Raw genomic sequence first — 771 nt, 5'->3', positions numbered from 1 at the left:
GGCTCCGGGAAGAAGAGCGAGGAAGCCGAGCTCGTCACCGGCCGCAACGCCGTGCTGGAGGCGCTGCGCACCAAGGTCCCCGGCACCACGCTCTACATCGCCGCCCGGGTGGAGATGGACGAGCGGATGCGCGAGATCATCGCGCTCGCGGTCGGCCGAAACATCCCCGTGCTCGAGGTCATGCGCCCCGAGATGGACCGGATGTGCTCGAAGGACACGGTTCACCAGGGCGTCGTGCTCAAGGTGCCCGCGTACGCCTACGCGCACCCGCTGGAGCTGCTGGACCGCACCGTGGATCGCAATCAGCTGCCGCTGTTCGTCGCGCTCGACGGCATCACCGACCCCCGCAACCTCGGCGCGATCATTCGCTCCACCGCGGCCTTCGGCGGCAACGGCATCATCCTGCCCCAGCGCCGCTCGGTCGGCGTGACGGCCTCCGCCTGGAAGACCTCCGCGGGCGCCGCGGCACGCCTCCCCGTCGCGATGGCCACGAACCTGACCCAGACGATCAAGGCCTTCAAGGAGCGCGGCGTCTTCGTGCTCGGCCTCGACGGCGGCGGCAACACCGAGCTGCGCGGCCTGGAGCTCGCGGACCGGCCGCTGCTCGTCGTGGTCGGCAGCGAGGGCAAGGGCCTGTCCCGCCTGGTGACCGAGCACTGCGACGCAATCGTGTCGATCCCGATCAGCGCGGCCACCGAGTCGCTGAACGCGGGGATCGCGGCCAGCGTCGCCCTGTACGAGGTCTCCCAGCTGCGGGCCGAGCGGGCATAA

Annotated in this window: 1 protein-coding gene; it reads left to right on the top strand. The window is 70.8% G+C overall.

Features of this window, described 5'->3' with window-relative positions; translation table 11 throughout:
• Window positions 1-771 (top strand): 23S rRNA (guanosine(2251)-2'-O)-methyltransferase RlmB (rlmB, locus tag OOT08_RS04815; RefSeq protein WP_325091426.1); only part of this gene is annotated, 771 nt, incomplete at its 5' end.

This window comes from Leucobacter sp. M11 (assembly GCF_035726885.1).
In the GTDB taxonomy this organism is placed as follows: Bacteria; Actinomycetota; Actinomycetes; order Actinomycetales; family Microbacteriaceae; genus JAPFRB01.
Note: the sequence above shows the minus strand (reverse complement) of the source record. Positions and strands in the feature narration are given on the sequence as shown.